This is a genomic window from Lentilactobacillus hilgardii DSM 20176 = ATCC 8290 (assembly GCF_000159315.1).
Lineage (GTDB): Bacteria > Bacillota > Bacilli > Lactobacillales > Lactobacillaceae > Lentilactobacillus > Lentilactobacillus hilgardii.
On record NZ_GG669992.1, the window covers coordinates 149,684 to 173,204 of the forward strand.

Consider the following 23,521-nt stretch of genomic DNA (forward strand, 5'->3'; position numbering starts at 1 on the left):
TGAATAATTGTATTGATACTAACACCAATCATAAATATCATCCATACTGTAATGATAGCATGTTTGCTGATACCCCTTGCGAATTTATCAGTCACTGAATACCTCCTACTCTAATGCTTATTCAAAACAATCACACTGTCCATAATTTACTTATTGATACAATAATGAAGACCATCAAACTCATTTAGCAGTACTCTTCAAGATGGCTACAATCTTCTCCTGGGCCTCACTAAAGACCATTCCCCGCCGCAGAGCCAATCCGATCTTAAACATCGGTTGCAACGGATCATCAAGCCGCAGTCGAACAATGTTTGGATTCTTAATTTTAATGGCGTTGGTTAAAAAGCCAATGCCAATTCCCTGAGCAACCATATTCACAATACTCTGGGCAGCGTTGGTTCGAAAAATGACTTTCGGCCGTACATGGTTGGTGTTTGACAGCTGGCGAAAGACACGGTCATGAACGAAACTGTCCTTAAACAAAATGAAGTTTTGATTTTTCAAATCAGCAAAGTTCACGCGCTGTTGCTTCGCCAATTGACTGTTAATTGCCACCAAAATCGAAAAAGATTGTTGATCAATTTGATGAACGTCAATCATTTGATCGGTAATTTGATCAATGTAGCCTAAAAATGATATATCAAGCGTCCCGTTCTTCAAATCATTCATCGTTGAGATAGACCCTTCTTCAACCGTTTGAATACTTGTTAGATCTTCTGGAGACAAGCGCTGGGCAATTTTTGGAAAATAATTTGTTTCAATAATTGGCGGCATCCCCACAACCAAGCGTCTTTTTTCACTATTTTTGATTTCCGTTTTTGCCAGCTGATAATGATACAGGATCTCCTGGGCATGTCCCAGCAGTTGCTCACCAGTATGTGTCAGCGCAATGGTCCGATGAGGGTTACCCCGCACCAATAATTGACTGCCAAATTCATCCTCCAACCGTTTAATCGCTGCTGAAACCGTCGGCTGGCTCACACGGTACTTTTTAGCCACGTTCGAAAAACTTTTTTCTTCAGATAGTGAAACATAATATGCTGCCTCTCTAATATTCACTATGTATCCCCCATTTAAAAGCAGTTTTGTTCGCTACTATAAATAATCATAATCGAATCCACTGTATTTGACTATAGTTAAAATCAAAGCATACACTGACGGCAATAATATTAAAAAGGAAGTCAGTGATTAAATGTCTACTCAAACTATTTTAAACGATCCATTTAAAAACAAAGGAACCGCTTTTACAAAGGAAGAACGTCAACAACTTGGACTAACGGGCATGCTGCCGCCAAGGATTCAAACACTGAACCAACAGGTAGCTCAAGTTTACGCGCAATACCAAGAGAAATCATCCAGCCTTGAAAAACGGATTTTTCTAATGAGCATCTTTAACGAAAATCGAGTTCTTTTCTACAAAGTATTCAGCCAACACGTCGCCGAATTCATGCCGATTGTTTACGATCCAACCATCGCCACAACCGTCGAAAACTACAGTCACCTGTTTGTTCAACCTCAAAACGCGGCTTTTCTTTCCATTGATGATCCGGATACAATCGAAGAAAGTCTTAAGAATGCCGCGGCTGGCCGAAATATCCGCCTTCTGGTCGTGACCGATGGTGAAGGTATCCTGGGCATTGGCGACTGGGGCACACAAGGTGTTGATATTGCCGTTGGTAAATTAATGGTTTACACGGCGGCCGCCGGAATTGATCCCCGGCAGGTATTACCGGTCGTCCTCGATGTCGGCACAAATAATCAACAGCTTCTCCATGACCCAATGTATTTGGGCAATCAACACCCCCGCATTCAGGGCGTTAAATACGATGCCTTTGTTAATAGATTTGTTAAAGCCGTTGAAAACAACTTCCCACACGTTTACCTTCATTTCGAAGATTTTGGTCGCGACAATGCGGCTGACATTTTGAATCGTTTCAAAGATAATAACTTGGTTTTCAACGATGATATTCAAGGAACCGGCATTATTGTGTTGGCCGGAATTCTGGGTGCGTTGAATATTTCCAAACAAAAACTAATTGATCAACGATACTTGTGCTTTGGTGCCGGAACAGCCGGTGCCGGTATTACCCAACGAATATTTGAAGAAATGGTTAACCTCGGATTGAGTCCGCAAGAAGCTCGTAAGCACTTCTACATGGTTGACAAGCAAGGGCTCCTATTCGATGATACGCCTGACCTAACACCGGAGCAGAAACCCTTTGCCCGCTCACGAAGCGAATTCAACAATGCCGATGACTTAACCGATCTGCTCAGTATCGTTAAAGCTGTCCACCCGACAATCATGGTTGGCACATCAACTCAAGCCGGCGCGTTTACCGAAGACATTGTAAAAGAAATGGCAGCTCATACCGAACGACCGATTATCTTCCCAATTTCAAATCCGACTAAACTAATTGAAGCCCATGCGGACGATTTAATCAAATGGACCGATGGGAAGGCTTTGGTTGCCACCGGAATCCCCTCAAAAAACGTTGACTACCAGGGTGTTTCATACGAAATTGGTCAAGCCAACAATGCTTTGATTTATCCCGGACTTGGTTTAGGTGCGATTGCCAGTACTGCCAGCGTCCTCAATGATAAGATGATTTCGGCAGCCGCCCACTCACTCGGAGGTATCGTTGACGTCAAGAAACCTGGGGCTGCCGTATTACCACCAGTCTCAAAATTATATGAGTTTTCGGAAACAGTCGCTGAAGCCGTTGCGCAAAGTGCCGTCGATCAAAAATTAAATCAACAGCCCATTAAGTCAGTTGTGAAAGCAATCGAAGCCACCAAATGGGAACCTCAGTATTAATTTAACAGAATAGAAGGAAACTCCCAGCAATCGAACTGCTGGGAGTTTTTGGCCATATAACTTACAATCCAAATCTTAAAAATTCGAAATTAGTTTAAAAATAAGTAGACCCAAACCAATGATTCCTATTAATAGAATTAACATGACATATTCAGTCAGATTACCAAAATCAATAAACGAGCCCAGAAACTTCCCTAACTTTTTCTGAGTAGCCATAGTAAGACGATCACTTAAATTTGTCGTGAAAAGCAATATTTTATAAAAGACGCTCATCAAAATCCAATTTAATTAGAAAAGATTAATATATATCTATTAATCTTTTCTAAAGAACAAATAAGATCCATCCAAATCAATCTCTTAACCCCATTTAACGTGTTACAACTAACATCAATGAAAATTATTCGGGGGAATTTTTGATGAAACATCGCAAACTTATTTTTTGGAGCGTGGGCATTGTTGCATTTATCGGTATTGGATTGGTCTTTGCAAAGGCGACTTGGAGTCCAAACGAGGTACCAACTTCTGTCACCGAGGTTAAACAGACCGTGGCGCCAAATCACATTTACCAATCATATCGGTTTCCATATAAATTAACTATTTCGACCCCAAAGGCCAAACTATACTCTGCACCTGCCGGAACCAAAGGAGCCCAATACTTGGGGACAGCCGGTTCCAACCATCTCCAAAATCATATTAAGGGTAGCGTAAGAGCTGATTTGAATTACAATCAGCGTGCCGGTTATATCAAGTTCAAGCAAGGTAAACATACCTACTGGATCAGCGCACAGCAAACTCAATTTCGCGATTTAAATGCACTCAAAGGACATAACAAACCGGTTGAAACAGCCATTAGCGCCGGTTTAAAACTCGTAGGCCATTCTAAATACGACTACGGTGGCGGACGAAATTTAACCGATATCCGTCACCATCGCTTTGACTGCTCATCCTTTGTCAGATATTGCTACGGCAAGGCCGGTATCACGCTCGGAAATCTGGATAGCGTGACAACTTTCACGCTTGTTACAATGGGCAAGCCCGTTAGTTTTAATCACATGAAACGTGGCGATTTGTTCTTCTTCACAAATGCAAAAGGACAGGTCAACTCACACGTTGCCATTTATTTAGGTGATCATTTATTCTTGCATGACCATGGTCAATCAGATACCGGTGGGGTCGGCATTACCTCACTTAATGCGCCCAGCTGGCGAAAGGAAACAAACGGAACGGTTAGACGAATTGTTAATTAACTGTTAACGTCGCAAACATCAAGAATACTAAAATGATTTGTCCTTTCGAAAAGTCATTCACCAATTTCGCATGACTCTCTCAATCCTTTTTGTTTTCATTCATTTCAGTCTTGAATTAAACTGAGTGTAAACCTGTTGGAGGGAAAGTATCGATCAACATGAGAAAAGTATTATTAGTAATGGCTGGAATTTTTTTACTTATTTTTATCGGTATCTTCAGTTATGACATTGTTAATCATAACTCAATCCTGGTTATTGGTTATAATCGGCCACAAGGCTTACTTGGCTGGTCATTTGTTTTAACCATCATTTTATTTGGCTGTTCTTTTATTTTTCGTCCTACAGATAAAAAATAGGCATAATGTTAACTTGGCAACTTTAATTTATGGCAATAAGAAAATGGCTGCGATCAATAATGATCCAGCCATTTTTATTACCGAGCATTAATAAGGGGGAAGACAGGTACATTTTTACCTGTCAGTAATTATATACGTAAGCCTAACGGTTATGTTTTTTAAATTAATGATCTTCTTTTTATTGGTCACCCCGCTATCCCTTTATTAATTAACATAGCCTTATCATTTAACTTAGTTGCAATAGTGCCCTTCATGAATCACAATGAGCATCATTAATCGGTTTATTGACTTCTCATAAATTATCGAAAGAGGTGTCACTATGAACAAATCCTTACTGGCATTCAAATTGGAATGCTCGCTGATTGGTATCATTACCGTTATCTTTTTTATTTTGTCACCCGCATTGTCAATAACATTTGGAAACCTGGTCTTTGGCATTTTAACAGCTGTTTTGGGGCTTTTAATTACCACCAAAACAATCATGAAAAAGTCTTATTTACAAGTTATCGACAATTTGGCAAAAATGCTGTTGGTCCTCACTTTTCCAGCAACCTTACTCACCAGTATTTGTTTGTCTTTTTCTTCAATAATGACCGCAAATACATATGTGAAATGGGGGATCCTCGCGGCCATATTGGCCATATTCGGGGTATTGCTGCTGCCATTTATCAAAATTATCCTAATGCCACAGTCACAAATTGGCTGGCAAATCGCCAGTAGTATTCTATTGATGACCGTTTTCTTCTCAACATCCTTAAATGCTTTTCAATATCTAAAGATTCCCTTTTCTCTCAACTTGGGTTCGCCCATTATCTGGATTCTCATTATTGGAAACTTTACGATTGCCATTTATTTAATGATTTATTGGGGCTATCGGCTGCCAAGGCTAAAGATCAATACCAGTGTCAACTACTGGTGGCTTTTACTGGCGGTTGTCACGTTGCTTTTAAATATGGGATTATCCGCTGGTAGTTGGATGCGCCTGCTGACACATTTTGACCTTACCTTGGCTCAGAACTCATTACTAATCGTTCTTTTTACCATTATTTGGACAGGCTTAAAAGAAGAATTTATGTTTCGTTATTTATTCTTGTGGCCGTTAGCATCCATAAAAAGAATTTCCATTGAATCCAGAGTTTTCTGGTCCAGTCTGATCAGTGCTATCTTTTTCGGACTTTGTCACGCTCAAAATCTAACTGAGCAAGGCGTTTTACAAACTTTCTTACAAATATTTGCGGCATTTGGTATTGGTTTCCTGTTTAGTGTTATTGCCCTATACACCGGCACAATATGGATTTCAGTGGTTATTCACTGCATGATTGACCTAATTGGTTTTCCAATCAATAATGGTGGTGCCTTTTCGGGCAACACATCTTGGTTTCTGATCGAATTCATTCTCCTAACCAGAATCATTGAACTGATTGTTGCGTTTTTGCTTATTAAAAATAAAAATAATCAACGTGCTTTTAGCGAAACGCTCAGTCGACTTAGAAGCGATGAGTAAAAACCCTTATAATAAGCACCAAAACTGCCACCTTGAAATGATATGCAGTATATTGATAAATTTTGGATAAAATCCTTTAAACTATTATTTTTTTATTTAATTCAGTACAATAGATTTAGGACAATTATATGAAAGGAATCTACTATGCTGAATAAATCGATTAAAACAATGTCCATTACTTTAATTGCTCTAATTATCGGAATCTTGACATTGTCAATTCGCAGTCAGGCCAAATTGATAACACTGAGTACTTATCATCGCGATTCTTGGATAGCCTATGGTATTAATTCAAAAACGGTTAAGTCCCACAACGCTTATATATGGAACTTACAACATACTAAACGTCTTCATAATCTAAATAATTATAAAAATACTACTTGGTATGCAATGTCAGCTTTCACAAGAACTAATACTTCCAAGGGACCGGTATACTATAAAGTTTCCAACGGGACCAATATAACGGGGATTGTGTATGGCAAATATCTTAGTAAGTATTATGTTAAGCCGTTAAACAGCTTTCAAACGGATCAACAGTACGTTAACTATTTAAAAACTGCTCAATCCCAAAAGTTGGCACGTGGTGTAATGAGATTGTTTCCAAATAGCTCGGTTAGTTTAAAGCTTTCTCAAGCCGCCTTGAATCAGTATAATTATGGTTCTAATTCTATAAGCCGTAACTATACTGACGTACAGAGCAGTGTTTATAATCACGCTTATGTGTTATCCCAGTGGTTGACTAAAAAAACGGCAACTCAACGGGTAGCTGTCTTCGAAAAAACTCTTGACTCGATTGGTTATAATGCTGAAAAAAGAGCTTCAATGGGTGATTATGAATTGGGAATATATATTCGTGACAATATTGGTATCGGTAAACCTTCTACACAGCTTCCAATAGCTAAAACTATTGATGATCAAGTAGCTTTAAATTATCAAGTTGTGTTAGCTAAAGAAAAATAGGTATGTACAGAAAAAGGCACTCAAAATGAGTGCTTTTTCTATTCTAAAATACTGATTTAGGCACAGAATAAATACAATTTGTATAATCTGGACTCGTATGGAAAACAAGTGTTACATATACATAATCTGCAGATGTATTACCATCCGGATTACTAATACTTCCTTCGCCAAGTTGTGGTGCTTCCGTTTTGACTATTGAATTCAGTTGAATGACTCATAGCTAATCTACTGCCACCTTTAAAATATTTGATGAGGCAAGCACCCTCACAGTTATTGGCAAAGGATTCTCACTCTCCCTGAAACTGCTTATCCCCACGAATATCTTTAAGAATCAATCTCAAAAATCCTATGACATAACCAAGCATCATCACGCCGCTAACCGCAATCACAAGCGCACCACTGAGTTGACTCTGAAACAAGAACGTATAGATAAGTGTGCCAATTGGCATGATTGCCGTTACCGACGTCATGAGTGTTGAATTTACTCTTCCCAAAAGATGACTTGGGACGGTTGTTTGCAGTCGAATATTAGTTGAGACGTTCATCACGCCACTCATTGATCCAGCCACAAACATAATGACAGCCCCGGCCAGCGTTAGTTGAACCGGCTGGGTAACGGTTGCCAAGAGAAGCCCCAACAACGCCATGCAAGCTCCCATAACGATAATCGGCGGTACAATTTTTAATGAAAAATACACGTTGTTCGGTATGATCGACATGATGATACTCCCGATAAAAATGCCGGCGGAAAACCCAGTTTCAATATACCCGATCGGCATGTTTCCAGCGTGAAGCTGGGCCGTAATCACAAACGGAAGACCGATTGTAATCGCTGTAAACAGGAAATTAACAACGATGGCAACTAAAATAAGATCGCGAATCAAAGGCCGGTGCCGAATATACTGTAACCCCGTCTTAAACCCCGACAGTTGGGAAGCAAGCGTCTTGGAAATATTTTTAACTGAACTGACAGCGTCACTGTAGTGAAACTGCATTGAAAGCAGTAACATCAAAGCCGCAAAGGTTGCGATAATTTCAACAACAATAAAAGTTTCAAATCCGATCAGTGCATATACAGCCACACCAATCGCCGGTGACAAAACCGAAGAAAGTGCTGAAGCCGCTTGCGTCAGGGAACTTAACAATTGAATCTTCTGATCGTTGACAAGCTCGTGAACTGAAGCCGAATAAGCAGTGGTATTAAAATTAGTTGAAATGGCGTTAGTAACAACAAAACCAGCAACCGGAACCAATTTATAAATCCCGGTGAAAAGGGGATAGATCAACGCAAAAATAACCAAGCCAACCAGTCGTGCAATCAAACTGACAACCAGAATAATTTTATGATGATATTGATCAACAATGTTTCCGACAGGAATCAAAAAGATCAGCCCGACAATCGGAACAATTGCCGTTTCCAGTCCAAAACTTAACGGGGAATGCGTATCATGCAATAACATTAATCCCATGGCAAGTGAAAACATGCCACCGCTGAGAGAACTAATAAAATTACTGGCGACATCTTTCATAATTTGATGATTTGATTGTCGATTCGTGATTGGCGCGAATTGAGACTTTTTTTCAGGTAAGATGATTGCTTTATTTTCAACCATAAAGGAAGACCTCAAATCTATTTTCAACTTGGCAGGGGCAAACAATAATTAAATTTATTTAATCGACTAAATTAATTTAATAGGCAAATAAAATATAGCCGGTTGAACAAACTTTGTCAAGCGCTTATCATAGTTATGAGGTGAAAGAAATGGCGAAAAATGCAGTTTCCAAATTGGCAAAGCTCATGGCAGACGAAAAAGTCATCGCAATCTTGAAAGCCACCAAAGGCAAGGAGGGATTAACGTCAAAGGAAATCTCACAAAGGGTTAATATTCCGACCAATCAGCTCTACTATACTGTCAAGAAAATGACGGACCAAGGGCTGTTAGAAGTGACGCAAAAGAAGAATATTAAGAATTTTCAGGAATTCTACTACTCCAGTTATCCAATGACGCACCATGATCCCAAACTTGGTCCGGAAGATCCTGAGTTAACCAAAAAGGGCGTTAATATTTCCGCTGAATGGGTTGAAAAGCACAGTCAGGAAGTCGCTCAGATGATTCTTTTTCAAACCCAACAGTTTCTGAGCGCCATGCAGACCGACATTAAAAACTATGCCCAAAATCCTGATATTGATAACATTCACGCAGGTTCAATCCATAGTACGTGGAAGTTATCACCGGAAAATGAAAAGAAGCTTTGGCAAAAGATCATTAAATTGATTAACGATACCGAAGAAGAGAGTAAGGGACAAGACACGCATGATGTCCACCTTTTAATCGAAAAATGGGTTCAGGAACCAAGTGAAGAATCACAAACAGAGCATAAAGAAGAGGACTTGTAAGCAAACAATTGCTTCAAGTCCCCTTTTTAATTGGCTCTGGCTAAATTAAACCATTGTTATTCCTTCAATTAGACGTCCCAGATTAATTAAATTCACGTTTAGTGCGTGTTTAGAAATCGGTGCCAATAACTTGAGCGGCAATTTGGTTTCTGAGTCGTCGATAATTAACTCTTCTTGAATTTGTAAATGGTTATCGCTTTCCAATAACGTGAACACAAGGTCATAATTCAAACGCCCCTGTCTACTGTGATAGATGATTGTTGAATCTGTCAACTCAACGATAATCACTTCCACTTGGTTTAAAGCCTCTTGGGATCGGGTAATGGTAAAGGAATCTCGACTTTGATCAACCGCGTTGATTTCCGGCACCCATTTCAATAATTGAGATGGATTTGTCAGAATTTGTCGTGCCGCTGCCGCCTTTGCATTAATTGTCACGCTGTTGGTAAATAATTTGTCATTCATGATGAAGCCTCCTCTTATTTAATAGCTTCACTTTACCAATCTCGATCAACAATCAAAAATCAGTATACTGATATTTCAGAAATTTTCATATGGTTTCTCGTGAAACAATTCCGTAAAGATCTTGGCACGCTCCTGTGCGTCGTCATGTATATCTAATTGTACTTCAACTTCAGCCGTTCTTGCCAACAAATAATACAGATTCGCTAACATATAATGTGAATCGTGACCGGTAGCGAAGTCAATGCCCCTCAACACCCAGTTGGCTGTCTTGGCATAATGTTCTGACTCAAAACAAATCAATCCTGCCAAATAGAAAACAATATTTAAATTTTCTTCATACTCTGCCGTTTCAATATCAGAAACAGCTTGAGCAAGTAACTTTTCGGATGATCGCAGCTGTCCCAACTGTGTCCTTACCATTGCCAAAGACATCATCCCAAGGCGTGTTAGTACCGACAAATGGGTTGGCTGCGCACTCGCCAGCGATAGTTGAAAATCTGCCGCAACATCCTGAAGGCCTTGCTGGAGGTGCCACTTGGAAACCCCAAGATAGTAATAGTATGCCTGCGTCTGCCCATTGGTTTCAATTGCATCAAGAACGGATGGCTTCTGCAAAAAGTCAAACAATTTTTGATACTGATGTTGATTACATAATCGATCCAATTTTTGATTAAAGTCGCGTTTCCGCCCAATAGAAAAATTACTGGATAAGCTAATATCGTCCAAACTGATCTTCAATCGCCTACAAAGTGCAATTAATAAGTTGGCATTTGGTGTATATTGTCCCTTCTCAATAGCCGAAAGCATCGATTGTGAACAGATTCCTTCTGCCAATTGTTTTTGGGTCATGTGCTGTGCCTGACGCGTTTGCTTTAAAATATCGCCAAGTTTAATTGTCATTATGATTCCCCCCCCCAAGCGTGGCCGTCAACCTATACAAACAGAAAAATCGCCGTATCCCAGACACAATGCAGAATTGTACTTGGCCACAAGTTTCTTGATCGATAGAAAATCCAGCCAAAAACAATTCCTAACGGTAGCACGGTTGCGACATTGGCAACCCACCCCATCAACGACAATCCTTCAGCCCAATAAATCGGAAAATGAATTGCCTGAAACAGGAGTGCCTGAATCATAATAGCTGTCAGCATATCGTATTTTGTAAGTAAGAAATTACAGAAAAAACCGCGAAAAACCAGTTCTTCAATTAACCCCGCTGCCAACGTGACGCTAAGAAAATTGCCACCCTCTTTGGTAAAAGGATGGGTTGTGATGTAAAAGCCATGATGTCTGATCCACATTGACATGAATAAATAGCCGATAAAAATAACAAGTGCCAGCCAAAACTCAATCGGAAAACGGCTATTATAAAGTTTCTTTTTTGATAGCCAAAGCTGATTTTGCGTTCTACTAAACCAAAACAGCCCCAATGAAATCCATATGACAGCTTTAACCACAACATTGATCAAATCATTGGCCATCCCCGTCGTATATTGGGTTTGAATGCCCTTTAAGTATCCCTGAACGACCAGCCAAATCAACCAAAAAATAAGATAGTTTCCATAAACTGTTTTGAGTGACCATTGTTTACGCATTTAAATTGTCCCCCATACTGATAGTTTAATTTGGCATATGATCATTTCCAGTCAAATGGTCGCGGAGATATCTGATAATCTCCGCTCTTAAACGACCGTGTTTTTTCGGATCATATTGATATAGCGGTGCTGACCAGTGATCAAGACTGTATAACCAAACGGGCTTGCCAAGGCGTTCAGGCGGTTCACTGACATATCTGGGAAACACATGGGCATGCAAAAATTGATCCGTATTTCCTAAAATATCATCATTAATTCTTAACGCACCGGTTGCTTGAAGAACTGCATCACCCAAAATGCTCATATCCTTAAGAAACTCGGTCCGTTCCGACAGTGATAAATCGTTTAATGACGTAACCTCCCGCTTTGGTAATAACACGGCATATCCGGGCAGAAATTGGGTATCGCCCATCACCGCAAAACCACCGGAAAGTCTTGCCATTACCATCGGATTAGTACCATTAATCGCTGAGTAAATGCGATTTTGCTGCCAAGTCTGCATACCATTCACCTTCGATGCATTTCCTCCTATTATCTCGCGTCATTTTTATTTGTCTAGGAGAAATCTACCTATCATTTTTATAGGTTATCCTTGCATGATCGAGTATTTTGTTATACTGTATTAGTTGAATAGTACAGTAGTATAAAAAGAAGGGGATTATTATGAAGCATATCATCAATAAAGAATCCGCCGGTTTATCAGCACTATTGTTAACCCTGATAATTGTGCCATTTCTTTCAGGATGCAGCGGAAGCCAATCCAAGTTTCTAAACAAATTAATGTCCAGCACGAAAAAAGCCCGTCAATATCCTTTTAGAAAATATGACTGGGTTAAGGTTTCAACTGCCAATGGCAAAGAAGTTGCCCAAATCACTAATCGCAGGGATGTTATCTATATTTCCGATATTGTTGGCGATGCTGCCAATGTTGATCAGGTCGGCCTTGGTAAAAAGTATCTTAACAAAGCCCATCTCAATTATCGTTACACTTTCTACCAAGCAAAACCCAAAGTTGCCATTCATATGTCCGTCTATTCGGATTCCAAGCACGCGCAGGTGACGAACATCCCTGTTATTCGCGCCGTTCACTATAAGTTATCGGAAACCAATTATCAAAAATTGAACCATCCGTTTCAATATTTAAATGCGGTTCATGCAAATTAATACGATTTAAGCTTTAAGTTATTCTGACAGTATTTCGAAAGGTAACTTTCGTCACAGATAGTTGGCTGCTTTCGCTTGATGTTGAACATTAGGGAGGCCTTTTTATGAGTGAAACGATACTGAAGGTTCAGAAGTTAAATAAGTCCTTTGGATCAAAACAAGTTTTACATGATATATCTTTAAATGGTCAAAAGGGCCATGTTATCGGTTTGGTTGGCGCAAACGGTGCCGGAAAAACAACTTTGATGAAATCCATTTTGGGATTAACCTCGGCGCAGGGAACTATCACCATTGACGGTCAGTTAAGCTCGTTTGATCACCATGAAATCTTGAAAAGAGTGGGCGCTTTAATTGAATATCCAAGCATTTATCCATTTATTAGCGGTAGGGATCATTTGACATTATTTGCTAAGGGACCCGACCGAAAACAACACATTCAAAAGACTATTAAAGAGTTGCACCTAACCAAGTATATTGACAGACCCGCCAAAAAATATTCATTAGGGATGAAAAAAAATGGGAATTGCCATGGCGATGGTCAATGAACCCCCAGCTGGTCATTCTAGATGAGCCGATGAACGGATTAGATCCTCAAGCAAATAAGGAACTGCGTCTTTTGATTAAGGCCAAAAGCCAATCAGGAACGACTTTCTTAATTTCAAGCCATATTCTTAGTGAGTTACAAAAAGTGGCAGATGAACTATTAATCCTCGATCACGGACGAATCATTCAAGAAACAACGATGAAAGATTTACTGGCAGCCAGTGATCATTACCTGATATTGTCAACAAGCAATGATCCTTTAGCCCGAAAAGTATTAACACAAGCCGGCTATCACTTAGTCAGCGATTCTGAATTAAAAATCCATGTGGCGGCTAAAGTTAACCTGGAGCCAATTCCTAAAGCCCTTGATCATCAAAAAATAACCGTTTTGGATATTCAACATCAAGATGGCGGCTTGGAAGAGTCGGTTTTAAAGTTGTTAAACGAAGATCAACTTGAAACGGAGGGACAAAAATGAAAACACTCCTATAGCAGGAAGGATTTAAGTTACTGAGGAAGAAGAGTACTTATTGGGTAACTATCGTATTGGCCGGACTGGTTTTTGGCTCTGCCCTCCTGAGCAGAATATATCCCAAGACTTTTCCCGCACAGTTATTTTTCACATCCAGCTTTGGCGCAACGACGTGGGTTGTGTTTGTGATGATTGCGGCTTGTGCAACATCACTTTCAATGGAGTTTCAGTATGGCACCATTAAAGAGCTGATTTATCAACAATATTCCCGTGAGACTATTTTGATAAGCAAGTGGTTGATCATGCTTGCCTATTCAATCTATTTGTATGCCATGACTGGCGTTGTTGCTTTATTGGGAAAAATTGTGCTCGTGAATGATAAATTCTCGCTGGGAGATACCGGCACATACACTTATCATCTAACTTTTCTAGAACAATGGCTGGCCACAATCGGCAGCAGCTTCATCACTTTGTGGTTTATATTAAGCATCGTGTTCTTATTTGCAACACTTTTCAGAACCTCAACAACAGCCGTTACAGTGGGCACTGTCATGTTTTTCACGTTTAACATTATCAGCACGCTAATGTTCAAATTAATTGATAAGTATCACTGGTTCAAATGGAATCCGTTCAATTTCTTGAATTACTCAAATCAAATCGTAGATCCGACTCGGCATACATTAACGCTCTTGTCTGATAATCAATTATTCTTTGGCAGTCTCGTTTACACACTCTTCTTTCTGTGTATTGGGTTACTATTCTTTCGAAGACGAAATGTTTAAACCATTTAAAAATGATAGTCAATTCTAAGTCCCGGCAAAATGCAATTTCAGTTACAGTCATCCCTTTAAGACTGCAATTGAGATTGTATTTTTTGTGCTCAAGCATTGAATAAATTATAGATAGTGTTGCTATCCAAAAAAGGTCAAAAAAATTGGAACAAAATTGCTTTTGCCCCAATCCAGATAAATCTTATTTTTTAAAGGATAAACACCTTAATTATTTATCACCAAACGACTTAGCGGTTCTGATCATATTGGAAACAAAACCGTATTCATTGTCAAACCAAGTTGCGGTCTTAACAACCTGGAAGTCGCCATTTGTAGTAACCTCAGTTTGTGTCGGATCAAAGACACCACCATGTGTATCACCAATAATATCGGATGAAACAATTTCGTCTTCATTCCAACCAAATGCCGGGTTATCTTTGGTATATGGCTTAATAGCACTGTTAATCTTGTCAGCTGTAACGCCTTTCGTCTTTAAAACAGAAACCAATTCGCATACAGATCCATCCACAACGGCAACTCGTTGCGCATGACCATTCAAATGACCGTCAAGTTCCGGAATAACCAAGCCGATTGCTTTAGCGGCACCTGTTGAATGAGGAATTGTATTCGCTGAAGCGGTACGGTTTGGACGGAACTTCTTACCCTTAGGCCCGTCAAGAATCATCTGCGAACTGGTAAAGGCATGAATAACCGTCATCGTGCCGACTTCAATGCCAAATTCCTTGTTCAACGTGTAGGCCATTGGTGCCAACGCATTGGTTGTGCAGGAACCGGCAGAGATAATTTGGTCATTCGCGTTAAGAATATCTTGATTAACACCATAAACAACCGTCTTCATTGGACCAGCTGGTGCTGAAATCAAAACCTTCTTAACACCGGCATCCAAGTGAGCTTGTGATTTCTCTTTTGATGTGTAGAAACCGGTACACTCAAGTACCAATTGAACACCGTCATTTTTTATCCAGGGAATCTTTGAGGCATCACGTTCTGCGTATACGTGAAATTCATGACCATTAATAATGATTGAATGATCGGTTGAACTAACATCATACGGTGCGGTGCCGTGAGTTGAGTCATATTTAAACAAATAGGCAAGCATTGAGGGAGTGGTTAAATCATTAATCGCTGTAACTTCAATGTCAGGATCTTTAATTTCCAAAATACGACGAAGTGCTAACCGGCCAATTCGACCAAAACCATTAATCCCAATTTTAACCAATGTAACTGCCTCCTATAATAATTAGTAAACGAAATACATAAATTTTTATAGTCCGATCTCACCTCAGCCTATTCGAATTTTGGACACTTAGCAATGATTTGGTTTGGCAAATGATGCCTTGATTTCAATAAATAATCGACAGTCGTATTGAGGGCGCTTTAAGTGTTAATTCTGATCTTTTTTGCCTATTATGGAACAACCATGAACCTACTATCTGATCCGCACTGTCACCTACTCTAAAGCTTGCTAATCATCTTCAAAGCTTCTTCAAGCTTCTCATCATGTTGCGTGCCGTCTTCATCTAAGCAACGGCGCAGGTTTTCGGCAACAACCAGTCCCATAACCTTATCAACACTAGAACGCACTGCCATTAATTGAGGCATGATTTCACGGCAGGATTTATCATCGTCCATCATTTTCAGGATTCCTCTGATTTGGCCTTCTGCCCGTTTAAGTCGGTTGGCAATTTTTGGATCACATGCCATTTCTAATGTCCTCCTGTGTGCTGGATTCGTTGCGGATAAGCCGCACTGTATATTAGAAATGCGCCATCCAGGTTTTTGACCTTAAAGCCATCGTTTTTTAAAATTCGTTCGGCAATATAACTTCTTTGTCCACTTCGGCAGCTGACAATAATTTGACGATCTTTCGGCAAGTCATTTAAACGATTTCTCAAATCATCCAATGGAATGTTTACTGCATTTGGTAAACGACCATCCCGATCCAGTTCTTCTGGATTTCGAACATCGACCAGGTAAGCACCGGCCTTAACCGCATCATCAACCTCGTCGAATTGAATATTCTCGGACAGTCCTTCTACCAAATTCTCTGCCGCATATCCAATCATATTAACCGGATCCTTCGCCGAACCGAATGGTGGTGCATAGCTTAATTCAAATTCTGGTAAATCAAAAACGGTCATTCGATGCTTAATCGCTACCGATAAGACATCAATTCGCTTGTCAGCACTTGCTTTACCCACGGCCTGAGCGCCATAAAGCCTGCCGCTTTTCGGGTCAAACATTAATTTCAATGAAAGTGGTGTGCCCCCCGGATAATAAGCTGCGTGACTCTGACCGGTGATATGAACTGCCTGATAATGAATGCCGGCCTGCTTTAACTGTTCGGTATTCAGTCCGGTTGCAGCTGCAGCAATATCAAATGAACGAACAATTGCAGTCCCAATACCGCCTTGGTTACGCCGATTTTCACCCATAATCACATCAGCCACTTGTCTGCCCTGCCTGTTAGCGGGTGACGCCAATGGAATTGAGGTTAGTTCACCGGTTAATTGCTGTCTGATGAGAATTGCATCCCCAACAGCGTATACATCATCAGCCGATGTTTGATAACGACCGTCCACAAGAATGCCACCATGCTTACCAGTTTTAATTCCCGCCTCCGAAACGAGCTTTGTATCCGGCTTCACACCAGCAGCCACAATAATAATGTCAGCTTGAAGGGTTGAACCATCATCCAACTCAAGCCGGTGATCGGCAATTTTACTAACCTTAGTATTTAATTTCAACGCCACACCGTGTTCGGTTGTTTCACGTGAAACGATTGCGGCCATTTCGTTATCCATAAAGGGTAGGATGTGGTCGCCTGCCTCGACTAATGTCGTCTTTAACCCACGCTTCGTCAGGTTTTCAACAGCTTCAACGCCAACAGATCCCGCTCCGATAACCGCTGCCGTTTTAAGCCCCTGACCCAATTCAGCCATGATTTTGTCAACATCAGGAATACTGCGCAGGGTAAAGACATTGTCCGCTTCCTTTAATCCAACAATGTCAGGAACAATTGCCTTAGAACCCGGAGATAAAATCAGCCGATCATAATCAAGCGTCTCAGACTGGCCGTCATGGACAGCAGTTACCTGATGACGCCCCGGATTAATTTTAACAACTTCGGTGTTTGGTCGGACATCAATATTGAACCGTTCCTTCAGATGGTCAGGCGATTCGACAATTAATGACGAGCGTTGGCTAATCTCTCCAGACATATAATATGGCAACGCACAGTTCGCAAAGGAAACGTAAGGTCCTTTATCCAACACAATAATCCGACATACCACCTGCAACACCACCAACAATCACAACGCGCATGCTATTTCCTCCTCTGAGTCAAAGGTCCTCGTTTTCTAAAACCAACTGGTTTATCCCTAACGCTTAATCGGTCCATTCCAAGCGTTCATGCCACCTTTAACATTAATCACATCGTACCCGGCTTTACTTAAAAATGTCACTGCCCGTTTGCTTCGGGCACCTGATCGACAAATCAGGTACCACGGTTGTGGCTTGGAAACTTGAGTCATCGTATTTGCCAAACCTGATAATGGTAAATTAATTGCTGAAAGAATATGACCGACACGATATTCAAAATCTTCCCGAACATCAATAATGGTTGGCCGATTGATCAGCTTTTCCTTTAATTGATCGGTCGTAATTGACTTGAATTTAGCAGCTAATAATTAATCGTCTCCTCTTATACCCCGTGGGGTATTTCTTCTTTATCATAACAACTTTAATGTCACTTGTGAATAACAAAAATGCCCCCCGCCGAAAATACAGACGGGGACATTTTTAAAAACTATTTAGAAGTATGACGCTTAGCTTCTTTGATAATCTTTAACGCTCTCTTGCGAATCTTAATACTTGAACTCTTTAAACGACGATAGGCACTTGCCAAATCTTGTTTTTCCATTTAAGTCACTTCTTTCAAGAAAACAATTACCAACTAGCCTTATGGACACCAGGAATTTGGCCGAGGTGCGCATATTTTCTAAAATTCAAACGTGACATGTCAAACTTACGCATATAGCCACGGGGACGGCCGTCAATGTGGTCACGCCGACGCATTCTAATCGGGTTCGAATCTTTTGGCAACTTGGCCAAAGCCACGTAATCGCCCTTCGCTTTCAATTCACGACGTAAGTCAGCATATTTAGCAACTAATTTTTGCTGCTTTTCGTACTTAACAACTTTTGATTTTTTTGCCATAAAATAATCTCCTTTACTTAGTCTCTCTAAAAATCGCGCGTCTTCTTAATTTTGGTGAATACTTTTTCAATTCCAGTCTATCCGGATTATTCCGCACATTTTTGCTGGTCAAATAAATCCGTTCACCGGTCTCAACACATTCCAAAACAATATTTTTTCTCATTATTTTCAACTCCACTTTTTAATTAACAGTCACAATTAACGTCGCAATGATCAAATTCTTGAAGATACATGCCTGCACTCCGATACATCACGGTTATTCGCGGATTAATTTCAATCCCGATTCGTCTTAAAACCGTTTCGGCAAGCGGCGCAAATCGTTGCCGGTATTTATACACATAGCACGGGTCAGCATCTCCGTGTTGAACCTGGGGTCCCAGCATAAAAACGTTGGGTAAGATCGTTGATTCATCATGCTCATCAAGCACCGGCCTATTATCTTTATTAATAAACAGTTTCTCGGCTAACGGGCTCAAAATATTAGCAAAACCAGTCGCAAAGATGGGTTGATTCTCCGTTTTGGTAATGGAACCGTCTTTAAACAAGATGACATAATCATCGCCATCATGATCATGCTTAATTGCTAAAACTGACTTCCCAACGTTCAAGTTTATCAGGTCTGCGTGGGCCATATAACGCTCATAGGTGTAGGTCGATAACCGATGGCCGGGGTCCGGGTCATTGGAGTTAAACGCACTCTCAGTTGAAAATAAATCATTAACAATATTCTTTTTAGCCAAATTGATGGCTAAATCAAACGCCGACTCGTTCCCACCAATGATAACCTGTTCTTTCCCAGATTTAAAATGATTGTAATCCTTAATGTCAACATAGTGAATTCTATAAGCAAAACCCGGAATTTTGGGTACATAGGGATAGGCATAGTCTCCAATCGCGACAAACACATAATCAGTCACAAGTGGCGACTGTCCAACAAGCCGTAATTCATAAGTCGTTGATTTGATAGCCGGATTGACGGCCAAACCATCTTTGGCTAATCGACCAAATTACTATGTATCAGTTATTCAAGTTGATTAATCAGTAAAAGAATAAACGTTAGCGATTGACATACAAGGTTTAAATAGTAACTGTTACGATTTAATATTATGACAACTATTTGAAAATTTGTCAAGAAAAAAAGAAGCCTTTTTCAGCCTCCTTAACAAATCTTCTTCAAGTAGTTAAAACTTACCAGTTTGTCGTTTCAACCCAGTTTCTTAATAAATAAACGTTAACTGCAGATTCTAGACCTGCCACTACCAATAATGCCAATGAACTAAGATATATTTGATAATAAGAATTATCGTTCACCATGCCATAGAATATATCACCGATTGGATTAACAATCTTTCCCAAGATGTACAAAATCGCAGCAATAACAACCACATAAAGAATGAATCGATACAGACGTGAACGACTATCAGGCAGAAAAGCGGTTAATGCACTTGTTGTCAAATGAATCAAACTGATGGAAGCCCATGCAAAAATTGTAGACACAATCATCAGAATTACCAGGCCAATTAATGCACCGATAATCTCACTTCTACTATTCATTGATCCCGGTGTAGGAGAGGAATGTTCAAATGCCTGACCAAGCGTTGTCATCACTTGTTGAAAGTTCATCGCCGCTGCAATCATGCTGAAAATAATTTGCGTAACGCCCAGATAAATCATACTGATAAATGCTGAAAGTAGGTTTGCGGAATATAAGCCGGTGTCACTAGTTGGCACCAGACGATATGAATCGTTGACGAAGATTCGCTCGTTATGTCGTGCTATCAGAATGAATGCAACAAAGAAGACAACTAACGAGTAAGACATCGTATATATCAGTGGATCAGCCGCACTCAAATCTCCTTGATAAACCGCGTATAAGATAGTTAGTAAAATTGCAATAATATCGAGTACCAGAAGATGGTTGATCACTTGTATCTTTCGTCGCGTAAGCGCGTTTGTTAATGCTCCAAAACTAGTCATGTAATTCAGTCCCTTCATAAACTTTTTCGTAGTATTCTTCGATTCCTTCACCAAATTTTTCACGGATTTCTTCAGTACTCTTTTGAGCGAAAACCGTTTTGTCTTTAATGATGACAATTTCATCCAGAACACTGGCAATTTCAGAGACATAGTGATCACTTATCAGGATTGTCGCATTATCGGGTTTCCAGCGAATAATACTATTAATAATCTTCTTTCGGGACATACTGTCAATCCCACCGAAGGGCTCATCCAGCAAGTAAACTTTTGCCCGTCTGGATAATGCAAGCCCAATAATCAACTTTTCACGCATGCCTTTTGATAATTGTGATAACTTTTGGTCTTCGTTAATTTGTAGAAATCCGGCCATTTGATTATACTTATCTTCTGAAAAGTCGGGATAAACATCCTCATAAAAACGAACGATTCGCTCGATTTTCATATTTTGATTAAAACCGGACAATTGTTCACTAAAACTAACAATCGCTTTTTTAGCTGCTATCTTACTTTCATCTACAACGCTAATCTGCCCCTGGTACCCTTTGGCAACTCCTGCAATTAACCGCATAAGCGTCGTTTTGCCGGCACCGTTTTCACCTAACAGGCCAACTATTTTTCCAGACGCTATCGTTAAATTAACGTTCGATAGAATCGGTTTCATATTTTTTCGATAGTTCAAATTTTTAATTTCAATTGAATTTGTCATTTTTGATCACGCTCCTGTTTATTTATATATTGACTCACATAATCCAAGATCTCTTGATCACTCACATTTAATTTTCGTAAACTATCATACATTTGTTTAAGTTGTTCCATAATCAATTTACCCTTCAACTCTTTTACCTTATTAATATCTTCAGTGACAAAGTTCCCTCTCCCACGTTTTGATTCGATCATTTTTTCCGTAACCAACTCGCTTAAGGCCCGTTGGATTGTGTTAACGTTAACGGTTAGGTCAACTGCTAACTGCCGAACTGCCGGGATTTTCTCACCAGGTTCAAGCTTGCCGGTAATAATTTGCCTGTAAATATATTCCTTAATCTGGTAATAGATTGGAATCTTATCATCGAAATTCATTGTACCACCTCACTAGTGTTATATTCGTCTATTACACTATAGCATATTTACACTAAAAGTCTAGCAAAATGTGTTAACTAATTATTTTTGCGTCTGTTCTTCAACAGATAGTAATCTTGTGAAGTCATTATTTCATCATTCAAAAGGCATTTTCATTGATTTTCACAAGGCTTCTGATATATTTAAGGTGATGATCGTTGGAACCGTTTACAGTGTTATAAGGGGGATTTATCATGGCTATCAAAAAAGTGACCGTTGCAGGCAGCGGTGTTTTAGGAAGTCAGATTGCATTTCAAAGCGCTTTTAAGGGTTTTGATGTGACCGTTTATGATATTAATCAGGAAGCCGTTAATAAGGCAAAGGATCGGATTAAGAATTTACGTCATGCTTATCATCGTGATATTGCAGCAAGTGATGAAGAATTCAACGCCGGTATCAGTCGGCTAAAATATACGGATGATTTGGCACAAGCCGTTTCAGATGCTGATCTGGTCATTGAAGCCGTCCCGGAACGTCCGGATATCAAGCATGACTTTTACAAAAAGATCAGCACACTTGCCCCTGCTAAAACGATTTTTGCAAGTAATTCATCAACACTGGTCCCAAGCATGTTCGCAGCTGACACAGGCCGGCCTAAGCAATTTTTAAATATGCACTTTTCAAATCAGGTTTGGTTAAACAATACTGCTGAAATTATGGGTTCTCCCGAAACTGATCCGGCAATCTACAATGAAATTGTTCAATATGCAAGAGATATCGGCATGGTGCCGATTCAATTGAAGAAGGAACAACCGGGATACATCCTGAATTCATTGTTAATTCCATTTCTTGATGCCGCAGAGAAACTCTGGATTAACGGTGTTGCCGATCCACATACTATCGACAGAACCTGGATTGTCGCAACAGGTGCACCATTCGGGCCATTTGGAATCTTAGATGCCGTTGGGATCAGAACCGCTTATAACATTACAGCGGCCAGCTTACCTGACAATCCGGGACTTCAGCCAATTCTTGATAAGTTAAAGGAATTATTAGATGAGGGAAAGCTTGGACAGGAGTCCGGTGAAGGCTTCTATAAATATCCAAATCCCGAATTTAAGCAAAAAGACTTTTTGAAGGGCTAATAAAACTATTTTTAAAAGATCAGATTTCAAAATAATAGTTAACTTAAACTAAAGGGACACAAGGCAAAAGATTATTTTGTCTTGTATCCCGTTTTTTATGCTTTAAGTTTAAATAATTTCGTAAAGAACCAAAAGTTAACGGTTCCCACTAATAGAATCAGACCAAAGGCAATCTGACTGCCGACCGCAACGTTTTGTGCATTTGTTAAATGAGGAACCGTGATTGAACTCATTAAAACCGCCATCACAGTCGTCCCGATTGATCCTGCAACCTGTTGGCCGGTGCTGTAAACCGCATTCGCGTCATTCCTCACATCAGCACTGAGAATCTTCAGTCCATAGGTCATACTATTTCCAAATGCCATTGACCGTCCCATCGCAAACACCAAATATAATAGGATAATAGCGATGATCGTTAAATGACGACCCAACACGGTAAACCCGAGCGCTGTAATAAAGAACAACGCATTACCCAGATATGATGGTAATTTGCCACCATAGCGATCCAACATCCAGCCATAAATCGGCTGTCCCAATCCATTTAAAATACTCCCAGGCAATAACACAAGGCCACCGATAAAGGCGCTGGCACCGTCAACAACTTGCACGTAGTTGGGTAATAGAAAGTTAATACCGATATTTGAAGCTTGAAGCAGAATGTATGGCAGGAAACTGTAAATAAAAGATGGGTGCTTGAAAACAGACAATTTAAAAAGGGCTTTATGACTGTATTTGGAACGCCAGCCAAACAGGCCAAAAGTGATAATCGTCACAGCAAAGTACCATAGACAATTAATCAAACCATGAGGATCACCCAT

Annotated in this window: 26 protein-coding genes and 2 pseudogenes; 10 read left to right on the top strand and 18 right to left on the bottom strand. The window is 40.0% G+C overall.

The features are described from left to right. Window positions 1-180: 180 nt before the first annotated feature. On the bottom strand, window positions 181-1,059 hold the full coding sequence (locus HMPREF0519_RS00685; protein WP_003633783.1) for a LysR family transcriptional regulator: 879 nt from the start codon (window positions 1,057-1,059) through the stop codon (window positions 181-183). 133 nt (window positions 1,060-1,192) lie between these two features. Between HMPREF0519_RS00685 and HMPREF0519_RS00690 the strand changes: the two genes are divergently transcribed. The 5 genes from HMPREF0519_RS00690 (at window position 1,193) to HMPREF0519_RS00715 (ending at window position 6,879) form a co-directional block, all read left to right on the top strand. Further along, window positions 1,193-2,815, top strand: a complete 1,623-nt coding sequence (locus HMPREF0519_RS00690) for a malolactic enzyme (RefSeq protein ID WP_003633786.1) — start codon at window positions 1,193-1,195, stop codon at window positions 2,813-2,815. 416 nt (window positions 2,816-3,231) lie between these two features. Beyond that, window positions 3,232-4,062, top strand: coding sequence for a C40 family peptidase (locus HMPREF0519_RS00700; RefSeq protein WP_003633791.1), 831 nt, complete (start codon window positions 3,232-3,234; stop codon window positions 4,060-4,062). Window positions 4,063-4,220: 158 nt separating this feature from the next. Further along, a complete protein-coding gene (locus tag HMPREF0519_RS00705) occupies window positions 4,221-4,418 on the top strand; it encodes a hypothetical protein (RefSeq protein ID WP_003550808.1) in 198 nt (65 codons plus the stop codon). Window positions 4,419-4,737: 319 nt separating this feature from the next. Beyond that, entirely contained in the window at window positions 4,738-5,922 is a 1,185-nt protein-coding gene (locus HMPREF0519_RS00710) for a CPBP family intramembrane glutamic endopeptidase (protein ID WP_003633793.1), read from the top strand. A 144-nt stretch (window positions 5,923-6,066) separates the two neighbouring features. Then, entirely contained in the window at window positions 6,067-6,879 is an 813-nt protein-coding gene (locus tag HMPREF0519_RS00715; RefSeq protein WP_003633796.1) for a hypothetical protein, read from the top strand. 287 nt (window positions 6,880-7,166) lie between these two features. Here HMPREF0519_RS00715 and HMPREF0519_RS00720 read toward each other — a convergent pair whose 3' ends face one another. Continuing rightward, entirely contained in the window at window positions 7,167-8,492 is a 1,326-nt protein-coding gene (locus HMPREF0519_RS00720) for an MFS transporter (protein ID WP_003633798.1), read from the bottom strand. 149 nt (window positions 8,493-8,641) lie between these two features. Here HMPREF0519_RS00720 and HMPREF0519_RS00725 point away from each other — a divergent pair, with 149 nt between their 5' ends. Then, the gene (locus HMPREF0519_RS00725) at window positions 8,642-9,277 is read left to right on the top strand and encodes a winged helix-turn-helix domain-containing protein (RefSeq protein ID WP_003633800.1); all 636 of its coding nucleotides are present in this window, start codon (window positions 8,642-8,644) and stop codon (window positions 9,275-9,277) included. Window positions 9,278-9,322: 45 nt separating this feature from the next. Here HMPREF0519_RS00725 and HMPREF0519_RS00730 read toward each other — a convergent pair whose 3' ends face one another. The 4 genes from HMPREF0519_RS00730 to HMPREF0519_RS00745 all read right to left on the bottom strand — a co-directional run bounded on the left by HMPREF0519_RS00730 (window position 9,323) and on the right by HMPREF0519_RS00745 (window position 11,839). Then, a complete protein-coding gene (locus HMPREF0519_RS00730; RefSeq protein WP_003633803.1) occupies window positions 9,323-9,742 on the bottom strand; it encodes a hypothetical protein in 420 nt (139 codons plus the stop codon). A gap of 75 nt (window positions 9,743-9,817) precedes the next feature. Further along, a complete protein-coding gene (locus tag HMPREF0519_RS00735; protein WP_003633804.1) occupies window positions 9,818-10,642 on the bottom strand; it encodes a helix-turn-helix transcriptional regulator in 825 nt (274 codons plus the stop codon). Between the two features lie 32 nt (window positions 10,643-10,674). Next, complete coding sequence (locus tag HMPREF0519_RS00740) at window positions 10,675-11,337, bottom strand: CPBP family intramembrane glutamic endopeptidase (RefSeq protein ID WP_003556519.1); 663 nt, start codon at window positions 11,335-11,337, stop codon at window positions 10,675-10,677. A gap of 25 nt (window positions 11,338-11,362) precedes the next feature. Beyond that, a complete protein-coding gene (locus HMPREF0519_RS00745; protein ID WP_040472672.1) occupies window positions 11,363-11,839 on the bottom strand; it encodes an HIT family protein in 477 nt (158 codons plus the stop codon). Window positions 11,840-12,000: 161 nt separating this feature from the next. Between HMPREF0519_RS00745 and HMPREF0519_RS00750 the strand changes: the two genes are divergently transcribed. The 3 genes and pseudogenes from HMPREF0519_RS00750 to HMPREF0519_RS00760 all read left to right on the top strand — a co-directional run bounded on the left by HMPREF0519_RS00750 (window position 12,001) and on the right by HMPREF0519_RS00760 (window position 14,298). Next, entirely contained in the window at window positions 12,001-12,501 is a 501-nt protein-coding gene (locus HMPREF0519_RS00750; RefSeq protein ID WP_003633809.1) for a hypothetical protein, read from the top strand. 104 nt (window positions 12,502-12,605) lie between these two features. Next, a pseudogene (locus HMPREF0519_RS00755) lies at window positions 12,606-13,522 on the top strand (ABC transporter ATP-binding protein). A gap of 32 nt (window positions 13,523-13,554) precedes the next feature. Continuing rightward, window positions 13,555-14,298 carry an ABC transporter permease gene (locus tag HMPREF0519_RS00760; RefSeq protein WP_225429197.1) on the top strand — a complete coding sequence of 248 codons (744 nt, stop codon included), beginning with the start codon at window positions 13,555-13,557 and terminating at the stop codon, window positions 14,296-14,298. Between the two features lie 217 nt (window positions 14,299-14,515). Here the strand turns inward: HMPREF0519_RS00760 and gap are convergent, their stop codons facing one another. From gap to HMPREF0519_RS00810, 11 genes and pseudogenes are all read right to left on the bottom strand, one after another. Next, window positions 14,516-15,526 carry a type I glyceraldehyde-3-phosphate dehydrogenase gene (gap, locus tag HMPREF0519_RS00765; protein WP_003633817.1) on the bottom strand — a complete coding sequence of 337 codons (1,011 nt, stop codon included), beginning with the start codon at window positions 15,524-15,526 and terminating at the stop codon, window positions 14,516-14,518. A 236-nt stretch (window positions 15,527-15,762) separates the two neighbouring features. Next, on the bottom strand, window positions 15,763-16,011 hold the full coding sequence (locus HMPREF0519_RS00770; protein ID WP_003556533.1) for a metal-sensitive transcriptional regulator: 249 nt from the start codon (window positions 16,009-16,011) through the stop codon (window positions 15,763-15,765). A 2-nt stretch (window positions 16,012-16,013) separates the two neighbouring features. Beyond that, window positions 16,014-17,631: pseudogene (locus tag HMPREF0519_RS00775) on the bottom strand (FAD-dependent oxidoreductase). Window positions 17,632-17,687: 56 nt separating this feature from the next. Then, window positions 17,688-17,972, bottom strand: coding sequence for a rhodanese-like domain-containing protein (locus HMPREF0519_RS00780; protein ID WP_040472593.1), 285 nt, complete (start codon window positions 17,970-17,972; stop codon window positions 17,688-17,690). 143 nt (window positions 17,973-18,115) lie between these two features. Continuing rightward, window positions 18,116-18,229 (bottom strand): putative metal homeostasis protein, encoded by a 114-nt coding sequence (locus HMPREF0519_RS13795; protein ID WP_162255376.1) that lies wholly within the window; start codon window positions 18,227-18,229, stop codon window positions 18,116-18,118. A 26-nt stretch (window positions 18,230-18,255) separates the two neighbouring features. After that, window positions 18,256-18,525 (bottom strand): 30S ribosomal protein S14, encoded by a 270-nt coding sequence (gene rpsN / locus HMPREF0519_RS00785; protein ID WP_003633824.1) that lies wholly within the window; start codon window positions 18,523-18,525, stop codon window positions 18,256-18,258. Between the two features lie 13 nt (window positions 18,526-18,538). After that, window positions 18,539-18,688, bottom strand: coding sequence for a 50S ribosomal protein L33 (gene rpmG / locus HMPREF0519_RS00790; RefSeq protein ID WP_003550836.1), 150 nt, complete (start codon window positions 18,686-18,688; stop codon window positions 18,539-18,541). 22 nt (window positions 18,689-18,710) lie between these two features. Next, a complete protein-coding gene (locus HMPREF0519_RS00795; RefSeq protein WP_003633826.1) occupies window positions 18,711-19,508 on the bottom strand; it encodes an NAD(P)-binding domain-containing protein in 798 nt (265 codons plus the stop codon). 205 nt (window positions 19,509-19,713) lie between these two features. Beyond that, complete coding sequence (locus HMPREF0519_RS00800; RefSeq protein WP_003550847.1) at window positions 19,714-20,502, bottom strand: hypothetical protein; 789 nt, start codon at window positions 20,500-20,502, stop codon at window positions 19,714-19,716. Beyond that, the gene (locus HMPREF0519_RS00805) at window positions 20,495-21,208 is read right to left on the bottom strand and encodes an ABC transporter ATP-binding protein (RefSeq protein WP_003556548.1); all 714 of its coding nucleotides are present in this window, start codon (window positions 21,206-21,208) and stop codon (window positions 20,495-20,497) included. The genes HMPREF0519_RS00800 and HMPREF0519_RS00805 overlap by 8 nt, the downstream gene beginning before the upstream one ends. Next, a complete protein-coding gene (locus HMPREF0519_RS00810) occupies window positions 21,205-21,579 on the bottom strand; it encodes a GntR family transcriptional regulator (RefSeq protein ID WP_003550850.1) in 375 nt (124 codons plus the stop codon). Before HMPREF0519_RS00810 ends, HMPREF0519_RS00805 begins: the two co-directional genes overlap by 4 nt. Window positions 21,580-21,812: 233 nt before the next feature. Between HMPREF0519_RS00810 and HMPREF0519_RS00815 the strand changes: the two genes are divergently transcribed. After that, window positions 21,813-22,703 carry a 3-hydroxyacyl-CoA dehydrogenase gene (locus tag HMPREF0519_RS00815; protein WP_003550852.1) on the top strand — a complete coding sequence of 297 codons (891 nt, stop codon included), beginning with the start codon at window positions 21,813-21,815 and terminating at the stop codon, window positions 22,701-22,703. Between the two features lie 95 nt (window positions 22,704-22,798). On the opposite strand, the gene HMPREF0519_RS00820 is transcribed toward HMPREF0519_RS00815, so the two are convergent. Beyond that, a partial coding sequence (locus tag HMPREF0519_RS00820) for an MFS transporter (protein WP_003633828.1) occupies window positions 22,799-23,521 on the bottom strand: 723 nt, incomplete at its 5' end.

Coding starts and splice junctions, on each gene's coding strand:
- HMPREF0519_RS00690 (WP_003633786.1), top strand. CDS start 1,193: ATGTCTACTCAAACTATTTTAAACGATCCATTTAAAAACAAAGGAACC.
- HMPREF0519_RS00700 (WP_003633791.1), top strand. CDS start 3,232: ATGAAACATCGCAAACTTATTTTTTGGAGCGTGGGCATTGTTGCATTT.
- HMPREF0519_RS00705 (WP_003550808.1), top strand. CDS start 4,221: ATGAGAAAAGTATTATTAGTAATGGCTGGAATTTTTTTACTTATTTTT.
- HMPREF0519_RS00710 (WP_003633793.1), top strand. CDS start 4,738: ATGAACAAATCCTTACTGGCATTCAAATTGGAATGCTCGCTGATTGGT.
- HMPREF0519_RS00715 (WP_003633796.1), top strand. CDS start 6,067: ATGCTGAATAAATCGATTAAAACAATGTCCATTACTTTAATTGCTCTA.
- HMPREF0519_RS00720 (WP_003633798.1), bottom strand. CDS start 8,492: ATGGTTGAAAATAAAGCAATCATCTTACCTGAAAAAAAGTCTCAATTC.
- HMPREF0519_RS00725 (WP_003633800.1), top strand. CDS start 8,642: ATGGCGAAAAATGCAGTTTCCAAATTGGCAAAGCTCATGGCAGACGAA.
- HMPREF0519_RS00730 (WP_003633803.1), bottom strand. CDS start 9,742: ATGAATGACAAATTATTTACCAACAGCGTGACAATTAATGCAAAGGCG.
- HMPREF0519_RS00735 (WP_003633804.1), bottom strand. CDS start 10,642: ATGACAATTAAACTTGGCGATATTTTAAAGCAAACGCGTCAGGCACAG.
- HMPREF0519_RS00740 (WP_003556519.1), bottom strand. CDS start 11,337: ATGCGTAAACAATGGTCACTCAAAACAGTTTATGGAAACTATCTTATT.
- HMPREF0519_RS00745 (WP_040472672.1), bottom strand. CDS start 11,839: ATGCAGACTTGGCAGCAAAATCGCATTTACTCAGCGATTAATGGTACT.
- HMPREF0519_RS00750 (WP_003633809.1), top strand. CDS start 12,001: ATGAAGCATATCATCAATAAAGAATCCGCCGGTTTATCAGCACTATTG.
- HMPREF0519_RS00770 (WP_003556533.1), bottom strand. CDS start 16,011: ATGGCATGTGATCCAAAAATTGCCAACCGACTTAAACGGGCAGAAGGC.
- HMPREF0519_RS13795 (WP_162255376.1), bottom strand. CDS start 18,229: ATGGAAAAACAAGATTTGGCAAGTGCCTATCGTCGTTTAAAGAGTTCA.
- rpsN (WP_003633824.1), bottom strand. CDS start 18,525: ATGGCAAAAAAATCAAAAGTTGTTAAGTACGAAAAGCAGCAAAAATTA.
- rpmG (WP_003550836.1), bottom strand. CDS start 18,688: ATGAGAAAAAATATTGTTTTGGAATGTGTTGAGACCGGTGAACGGATT.
- HMPREF0519_RS00800 (WP_003550847.1), bottom strand. CDS start 20,502: ATGACTAGTTTTGGAGCATTAACAAACGCGCTTACGCGACGAAAGATA.
- HMPREF0519_RS00805 (WP_003556548.1), bottom strand. CDS start 21,208: ATGACAAATTCAATTGAAATTAAAAATTTGAACTATCGAAAAAATATG.
- HMPREF0519_RS00810 (WP_003550850.1), bottom strand. CDS start 21,579: ATGAATTTCGATGATAAGATTCCAATCTATTACCAGATTAAGGAATAT.
- HMPREF0519_RS00815 (WP_003550852.1), top strand. CDS start 21,813: ATGGCTATCAAAAAAGTGACCGTTGCAGGCAGCGGTGTTTTAGGAAGT.